Source organism: Micromonospora thermarum, assembly GCF_012034245.1.
GTDB classification, from domain to species: Bacteria; Actinomycetota; Actinomycetes; order Mycobacteriales; family Micromonosporaceae; genus Micromonospora; species Micromonospora thermarum.
On record NZ_JAATEO010000021.1, the window covers coordinates 113,150 to 119,910 of the forward strand.

General features: G+C 69.1%; 12 protein-coding genes. 2 read left to right on the forward strand and 10 right to left on the reverse strand.

Features of this window, described 5'->3' with window-relative positions; translation table 11 throughout:
• Positions 1 to 27 precede the first annotated feature (27 nt).
• From HCJ94_RS19700 to HCJ94_RS19740, 9 genes are all read right to left on the reverse strand, one after another.
• Positions 28 to 231, reverse strand: coding sequence for a hypothetical protein (locus HCJ94_RS19700; RefSeq protein WP_168002503.1), 204 nt, complete (start codon positions 229 to 231; stop codon positions 28 to 30).
• Positions 232 to 340: 109 nt separating this feature from the next.
• Positions 341 to 529, reverse strand: a complete 189-nt coding sequence (locus HCJ94_RS19705) for a hypothetical protein (protein WP_168002504.1) — start codon at positions 527 to 529, stop codon at positions 341 to 343.
• Entirely contained in the window at positions 526 to 687 is a 162-nt protein-coding gene (locus tag HCJ94_RS19710; RefSeq protein WP_168002505.1) for a hypothetical protein, read from the reverse strand. The genes HCJ94_RS19705 and HCJ94_RS19710 overlap by 4 nt, the downstream gene beginning before the upstream one ends.
• Positions 688 to 780: 93 nt before the next feature.
• Positions 781 to 942, reverse strand: a complete 162-nt coding sequence (locus HCJ94_RS19715) for a hypothetical protein (RefSeq protein WP_168002506.1) — start codon at positions 940 to 942, stop codon at positions 781 to 783.
• A 12-nt stretch (positions 943 to 954) separates the two neighbouring features.
• On the reverse strand, positions 955 to 2,145 hold the full coding sequence (locus tag HCJ94_RS19720; protein ID WP_168002507.1) for a hypothetical protein: 1,191 nt from the start codon (positions 2,143 to 2,145) through the stop codon (positions 955 to 957).
• A gap of 16 nt (positions 2,146 to 2,161) precedes the next feature.
• Complete coding sequence (locus HCJ94_RS19725; RefSeq protein ID WP_168002508.1) at positions 2,162 to 2,830, reverse strand: NUDIX domain-containing protein; 669 nt, start codon at positions 2,828 to 2,830, stop codon at positions 2,162 to 2,164.
• Positions 2,830 to 3,144, reverse strand: a complete 315-nt coding sequence (locus HCJ94_RS19730) for a hypothetical protein (protein WP_168002518.1) — start codon at positions 3,142 to 3,144, stop codon at positions 2,830 to 2,832. Before HCJ94_RS19730 ends, HCJ94_RS19725 begins: the two co-directional genes overlap by 1 nt.
• Before the next feature lie 48 nt (positions 3,145 to 3,192).
• Complete coding sequence (locus HCJ94_RS19735) at positions 3,193 to 3,639, reverse strand: hypothetical protein (RefSeq protein WP_168002509.1); 447 nt, start codon at positions 3,637 to 3,639, stop codon at positions 3,193 to 3,195.
• A gap of 1 nt (position 3,640) precedes the next feature.
• Positions 3,641 to 3,898 carry a DUF6284 family protein gene (locus HCJ94_RS19740; protein WP_309227346.1) on the reverse strand — a complete coding sequence of 86 codons (258 nt, stop codon included), beginning with the start codon at positions 3,896 to 3,898 and terminating at the stop codon, positions 3,641 to 3,643.
• A gap of 626 nt (positions 3,899 to 4,524) precedes the next feature.
• On the opposite strand from HCJ94_RS19740, the gene HCJ94_RS19745 reads away from it, so the two are divergent.
• Together HCJ94_RS19745 and HCJ94_RS19750 are read left to right on the forward strand one after the other, a co-directional pair.
• Positions 4,525 to 4,749 carry a helix-turn-helix transcriptional regulator gene (locus HCJ94_RS19745; protein ID WP_168002510.1) on the forward strand — a complete coding sequence of 75 codons (225 nt, stop codon included), beginning with the start codon at positions 4,525 to 4,527 and terminating at the stop codon, positions 4,747 to 4,749.
• 1,296 nt (positions 4,750 to 6,045) lie between these two features.
• Positions 6,046 to 6,606 carry a cysteine hydrolase family protein gene (locus HCJ94_RS19750; RefSeq protein WP_168002511.1) on the forward strand — a complete coding sequence of 187 codons (561 nt, stop codon included), beginning with the start codon at positions 6,046 to 6,048 and terminating at the stop codon, positions 6,604 to 6,606.
• 26 nt (positions 6,607 to 6,632) lie between these two features.
• Here the strand turns inward: HCJ94_RS19750 and HCJ94_RS31535 are convergent.
• Positions 6,633 to 6,761 (reverse strand): DUF4411 family protein (locus HCJ94_RS31535; RefSeq protein ID WP_168002512.1); only part of this gene is annotated, 129 nt, incomplete at its 5' end.

Consider the following 6,761-nt stretch of genomic DNA (forward strand, 5'->3'; position numbering starts at 1 on the left):
AGAGGCCGTGCCGCCGGGGCGGGGTGGTCAGCGGCGGATGGTGAGGCCACCGCGGATCTCGTCGACCTGCCGGCCGACCCTGGCGTTGCCAGACCGCACGTTCTCGGTCCGGCCCGCCGTGGTGTCGGCGGTCTTCGGGGTGTCCTTGCCGGTGGCGCGGCGACCGTGGACCTGCCCGACCTGCACGGCCACGCGGTCATTGCCGGACGCCACGTTGTGCTTGCTGCCCATCAGGTGGTGCTCCTTCCCGGCCGTCCAGGCGGTCTGGCGGCCACCGAACGCCACCGGCCCGGTGAGCCGGTGGCGGCGGAAGCGGCCAGCGGGTGCTGGTGAGGAAAGGTCAGCGGCGGTCGCGCGGGGCGGCGCGGCCGTTAAGTTGCCGGCGGGCGCGTTGCGCCTCCGGGCTGTCGTGCAGCGCGCGGCGCTGCCGCTCGGCCTCCGCGCGGGCGGCCTTGCTGCCGGTGGCGGTGGCGGCGGTCTCAGCGTCGCGCCACCTCTGGTAGGAGTCGGCGAACCGCTTCGCGCTCACCGCTTGCGGCCCTGCTCGGTTCGCCGCGCCGCGCAGGCGTTGCGCTCGTCGGCCTGGCGCTGCGCCTCGCGCATCTGCGCCAACCGGGCCTCCCGGCTGCGGGCCACGATCCGCTCGTGCTGCTCGCGGTACTGGCGATCGGAAATGTGCATGCCCATACTGGTGGTCCTCCCAAGACCTGATGCGGGTTGCGGGTTGGACCGGCGGCACAGCGCGGTTTCCTAGGCCATGAGCTGTGCCGCCGGGCGGGGTCAGGACTGGTCGGCCTTGCGCTGCTGTGCCTGCGAGGCCAGGCGCTGCCGGATGGCCTTGTCGCTGAACATCGACGGGTTGACCTTCTGCGCACGCCGGCTCAGATCCGTGATCTGCTGGTCGCTGATCGTGTTCGGGACGGTGGTCTTCCTGCCGAACATCGGTCCTCCTGTTCAGGCGGCGATCGGGGCGGGGGTGGCGTTGACCGGCGTTGCCGCAGCGTCCGGCGCGGATGGTGAACCGGTGGCGGGGCGGGGGCGGTGGCGCTTGACGGTGCTCACGCTGACCTCGGCGAGGCGGGCGATGCGCTCGTGGTTGGCGGTTGGCTCGGCGGTGTGCGCGGCGATGACCCGCTCAGCGGCGGTCAGCGACCGGGCCGTGACCCGCGCCGGGCGAACCGGCTCACGAACCGGCATTACCGGGGCCGGGGCGGGGCTGATCGGCTCGGCGTGCTCCCACGGGTCGCCCGGCACCTCTTCCGGCGTCGGCCCGACAGCCGGCGCGGTGGCCTTATCCGCGTGGGTGGCCTTGTCGGCCTGTCGGGCGGCCTTGCGGGCGGCCCGCTCGGCGTTGTAGCCCTCCCACGCCTTACGCGGGTCGCGCTCGTTGTGCTCGATCGACCACCGGGCCGCCATCAGGGAGCGGATCGGGAACATGCGGCGGCGTTTCGGGGAGAACTCCACCCCGGCGTCATCGATCAGGTTCGCGTCCTCCGCGAGGAGTTGGACGTGTTGCGCGCGGCGGGTGTGCAGCCCCCACAGCCACGGCGACAGCAGGGACAGCAGCGCGAACGCCACCGCCGCCGCCGTCGGCGCGATCCCGTCGGCGAAGTGCGCGTAGTTGATGGCCGCGACCACGGCGGCGATCAGCCACGCCGCCCGCCGCAGACTGGCGGCCGTGGCGTGGGCCTTGAGCATGAGCGCGTCGTGGGCGTGCCACTGCACGTAGACCGCGATCGACTCCAACGCCGCGCTAAACGCAACCGCGAACGCCACCCGAGACGGAGCGTTCCAGGCGGCGGGGGCGATCTCTTCGTAGGCGTAGGCGGCTTGCGCGTACGCGGCACCGCCGTTGATCAGCAGCAGCGGCAGCACCGGCCGCAGCTTCGCGGCGAACTCCGCACGGGCCTTACGCTGCCGCTCCCGGCGCTCGGCGCGCTCGGCGCGGCGGGCGGCGTCGCGGCGGCGGCGCTCCTGCTCATCCGCTAGCGCCTGGCGGCGGGCGTGCTCGGCGGCGGCCTCCTGCTGTTCCCGAGCGAGTTGCGCCATCAGCCGCTCACGCTCGATCTCAGCGGCGGCGGACTCACGCATGGCCGCCGCGCGGGCCGCCACGATCGACGGGTCCTCCGGGGTACGACGAAACATCGGTGCTCCTTCCCGGTCAGTCGGTGAGGATGTCGGCGAGCAGGTCACGGTGGGCGGCGAACACGACGCCGCCGTAGGCGTCGGCCAGGTGCCGCACGACGCAGCCGTAGTCGACGGCGGGCACCCACACGGCGCGGCGGGCGTCATCGGAGCCGGTCACGTCCGGCAGCGCACCCACGTGGATGCCGGCGTCGAACACGACTGGGGTGGTGACCATCCACGCCTCATCGGAGGCGCGCGGGTCGGGCACGTACCGGGCCGGCAGCACCTCGTGCGGCTGCAAGCGCGGGTCGACGATCAGGCCGGTCTCCTCGGCCAGTTCCCGCACCGCCGCCGCGAGGGCGGTCTCTCCGGGGTCGACGTGCCCACCGGGCAGCGCCCACCCGTGATCGTCGTCGCGTTCGACCATGACGATCCACCGCCAGTTGCGCGGGGTGGTGGCCACGACGATGGCGTCGGCGCACCGGGCCTCACCCCAGTGCCCGAGCTCGTTACGCCCGTGGCGGATGCCGGTCGGGGCGTACGGGTTGACCGGTCGACCGTCCACCAGGGGGAACGGGATCGCGGCGGCGGCCCGGCGGGCCGTCCAGTCGATGCGGGTCGGGTCCATCTCCGGATCCGCCCACGCGGCCCCGGCGGCGATGCCCGCGAGCACGGACGGGTGGGTGTAGGTGCGGCCGGTCATCAGGCCACCGCCAGGGCGGCGAGCCGGTCGGCGGTCGACGCGTCGATCTGCGCGCCGCTGTCGGTGTACTCGACGGCGTGGGCGTAGATCTCCCACCCGTGCCACGTCGGGTAGGCGTTCACCGACCGGTACGGGCGGCCGTCGCTGCTGGTGCCCTCGTGCTCCTTCCCGATGAGCACGTCGGGGCCGTTCAGCCCGGCCAGGTGCAGCCACGAGTGCAGCTCGGCGATGCTGTCGAAGTCGACGGCCAGGGAAGTGCCGTCCGAGCGGATGGCGATGCCGGCCGGATTGGACAGCAGGATCAGTTCGGCCAGGATCGCGCGGCGGTTCTTACGGACAGACAACGGAAACTCCTCCAGGTGTCAGTGGTTGCAGCCGGGGCAGTGCAGGCCGGGGCAGCACACCCCGGAACGGCGCAGCAGCAGCGCGAGCACGGCGAGCACGAACAGCCCTCCGGCCAGCAGCGGCAACAGCGCAATCACCGCCTGCACGAGCTGCACCGCGAGCCAGCCGGCCACCGTCACAGCGGCGGCGGCAGGAACGGCAACGGCGGTCACCACCGGCCAGCGGCGAGCGGTGCGGACCGGGGCGGCGGTGCGGGCGGCGCGGGGCCGGTCGATGAACCGGACCGTCACCCACACCCGACCGTCGCCGTGGGGCATCTGCGCGGGCAGGGACATGCCGACAAGTCGGTTGGAGTCGCGCAGCGTCGCCACCACCGCGGCGACTTCGCCCGGGGTGCCGACCACGCGGCGGGCCACGATCGGCCCGGGTACCGGGTGGGCGGGGCGCATCATCCGGGCGGTCATCTCAGGCCACCCGGGTCCCACGGCTGGCGGTGGCGCGGGTGGCCAGCAGCGCGCGGGCCTCTCGCAGCACCCGCTTGCGCGCCCGGCGTACCCGCTGCCAGTCCAGGTCGGACGGGGCGGGCTCGGCGCACAGGATCGTGATCTGCGCGTCGAGCAACAGCACCTCGGCGTCGATCAGCGGCATCTCCCGCTCGATCTCGGCCAGGTCATCGACGCTCGGCCCGTCCGGGTCGGCGTCGGTCAGGTCGTAGCGGTTCACGTGCGGTTCCTTCCGGAACGACGGGCACCCGACGCCGGACGGCGGCGGGCGGTCGACGGCTGCCGGCACGAGCGGCAGCGGTCCTCATCAGGGGCGAGGGGGGCGAGGGAGCCGCACCCGTTGCAGTCGCGCCACACGGCGCTGTGCTTGGTCGTAATCCGCACGGCGGCGGCGATGCTCACGGACATGACGGCTCACCTCTCCCCAGCTCGAATTCAGGTCGGACGAACAGCCGGAGCGCGGCCAGACCGGCCGCGCTCCGCAGCGATGAACAGGGCGTGCCGTGCTGGCACGCCGGGCGATCCTCGGTTGGGCAAGCAAGGGGCCAAACCCCTAAAGCGGACAGGTCTTGCGGCCGGACACGTCAACAGCCGAACGCCGCTCGCCACCCCTAGATCGCGCATGCATCGGGACCCAATCGGGGAGACGGATCTCCCTGCGTCCCGGACCTCTGTGCAGTTGTCAAACACCGAGCGCCACGGCGGTCCAGCAGATTCACGAGCGGTGCAGCCGAAGCCACCTCCGCCGGCTGTGGAGTCGCCAGCGCTACAACTTGGCGTTGTATTCGCACGCTACAGCGCGACGTTGTATTCGCGCAAGCACCACTACCGCGTAGGCTTGTAGTGATGACTTCGAGCGAGCTGCCCACCGACTGGTGGACCACAGAACACGTGCGGGCCTACCTGGCGTCTGTCGGCGTGCCGATCAGCCGCGCGACGTGGGCGTCCTACGTCTCACGCGGTCAGGCTCCCGCACCAGATCGGATGTTCGGCCGGTCCCCGGCCTGGCGGCCGAAGACCATCCAGCAGTGGCAGGCCAGTAGGCCGCGCCGGGGCACTTCCGTCGACTAGCCCGGATCATCAGGTGTCCCCCTCTCTCGTCTCCGATCGGCAGCGGAACCTTGTCTGCCTTGAATCGAGAGTGCCCGTTGCGCTGCCGATGCGGCAGACCCCACACGCGGACACGAGGGACACGGCCCATGTCCACTGAGGTCCCTCGCCAGCTCAAGCCGAACTTGGTGCTCGTGAACCGTCGGAAGGCGGCAGGCTGGGACTCGCGGAAGCGGGCAGCGCGTGAGCTGCACCGACTAGGGCTGACTGGCGGGTTGCGAGAGACGCCTACAGTCGAAGCGATCGAAAAGGCAATGTACCGCCATGAAACCGGGCGAGTAGCGGTTACCGATCCGATCTACCGGCAGCTCTACTGCCTGGCGTACGGCGCAAAGCCTCATGACTTGTTTGGTGAACTTGACAGCGGCGCGGCAAACCGCCCGCACTTCTCCGTGCGATCCCACAAATTCGTGCCCGCGTACATAGGCGCGGAAGGCGCAGCATTGTTGCGCGATGGCCTCTCGCTCGACCCAGCCGAGGGGCAATGGCACGCTTGCTCCGTTGCGCCCGTTGATCACCCGGAGGGGGATTGCTCTCTTTACCTCTGGCCTTGTGGGTCGGTCGTCTTTCATCTAGTCGAAGACTTGCAGCTCTCTACCATCGCGTCACTTGCTGCATGGCGGAAGGTATCCTACGGAGACAATATTAAGTGGGCGGCCGATTATCTCTCTCGGTACGTGCGTGCCGTTGATCAGAGCGCACTTTACGTGCTGGGCACACACTGGTTAGCCGAATCTGCCTGGCCTCCCGAGTTGCTAGACGTTGCGCTCCGGATAATGTCTACACCGTCGGTGCTCCTGCACAGGAATCGGCCGATGGACGATGAGCATCTAGCCCATGCAGAGTTGATAGAGCAATCCTTGTTGGCGGAGGGATACGACCACGCGGGTATCGAGTCATTCGGGCTGCGCGGAATCTCCTCCGGCTTCGCCTCTTGGTCTGGTGTCGTTTACCATCCGACAGCGCCGGACCGGGCAATAACAGAGACCGAGCTTGTAGCATGTGAACTGGCAGTTCAATCGATGTGGGCGTTCACCGACGCTATAACCCGCCAGATCGAACATGGGCGAGACCCTGAAGTTCCGCCGGAGCACGGATGGCGCTATCTTCGAGGAGTTCGTTCACGCCTAACAACTTCACGGCCACGGGAGACGGGCCAGCATCAGGCGATGCGGAGAGCCATCTTGCGAACAAGCGACCTCATGCCTGCGTTGGAGCAGGCAATCGAAACACTCCGAGACGCGGATAGAGGTTGAGATGACGGCAGGTCAGCCGGTGCTCGTGGTGACCGACATGCAGAACGGGTTCGTACGAAAGCAGTCGGCGCATGTTGTGCCGATCGTTGTCGACCTGGTACGCCGATGGCAGGAGTCCGGCGGCGACGTTCTTTTCACGCGGTACTTCAACTATCCCGGTAGTCCATTCGAGCGTTTTTTCGAGTGGAGCCGGCTTCAGTCTTCCCCTGAGACTGACATTGTGCCTGAGCTGCAACCGTACCTGGGTCGCGGGACGATGCTCGACAAGCGAATTTACAGCCCATTTACCGTCGACAGTGAAGCGGCTTTTGAGCGGCGGGGGTGGAGCACTTTCTACTTCTGTGGGATTGCGACAGAGAGCTGTGTTTTGAAGGGTGCTGTCGATGCCTTCGAGCGCAACCTCACGCCGTGGCTGATTGCCGACGCGTCGGCCAGCCATGCCGGCGCTGAGGCTCATGCCGCAGGGCTCTTGGTGGCCCGCCGCTTCATCGGCCCGCGACAGGTCATCACAAGGGCTGACCTTCCTGCCGCGCTCGTCGGTGGCCGGCCCTTCCAGAGTTAGCGGTCGGCGTTAGCCAAGCCCTAACGCTAGAGCCTGAACGCCGCCTGCTCCGTTCGCAGCATGTCGAAAGGGTTCATCCAGCTCACGCCCACCGCGTCACAAGCATCCGGAATTTTGATGCGGTTGCGTGAACCTGTGCCCGCCCTCTCATGCGG

What these genes read in the sequence shown, in the direction of transcription:
- HCJ94_RS19710 (WP_168002505.1), bottom strand. Translation starts at nt 687, where the DNA reads ATGGGCATGCACATTTCCGATCGCCAGTACCGCGAGCAGCACGAGCGG.
- HCJ94_RS19750 (WP_168002511.1), top strand. Translation starts at nt 6,046, where the DNA reads ATGACGGCAGGTCAGCCGGTGCTCGTGGTGACCGACATGCAGAACGGG.
- HCJ94_RS19725 (WP_168002508.1), bottom strand. Translation starts at nt 2,830, where the DNA reads ATGACCGGCCGCACCTACACCCACCCGTCCGTGCTCGCGGGCATCGCC.
- HCJ94_RS19720 (WP_168002507.1), bottom strand. Translation starts at nt 2,145, where the DNA reads ATGTTTCGTCGTACCCCGGAGGACCCGTCGATCGTGGCGGCCCGCGCG.
- HCJ94_RS19735 (WP_168002509.1), bottom strand. Translation starts at nt 3,639, where the DNA reads ATGACCGCCCGGATGATGCGCCCCGCCCACCCGGTACCCGGGCCGATC.
- HCJ94_RS19700 (WP_168002503.1), bottom strand. Translation starts at nt 231, where the DNA reads ATGGGCAGCAAGCACAACGTGGCGTCCGGCAATGACCGCGTGGCCGTG.
- HCJ94_RS19745 (WP_168002510.1), top strand. Translation starts at nt 4,525, where the DNA reads ATGACTTCGAGCGAGCTGCCCACCGACTGGTGGACCACAGAACACGTG.
- HCJ94_RS19715 (WP_168002506.1), bottom strand. Translation starts at nt 942, where the DNA reads ATGTTCGGCAGGAAGACCACCGTCCCGAACACGATCAGCGACCAGCAG.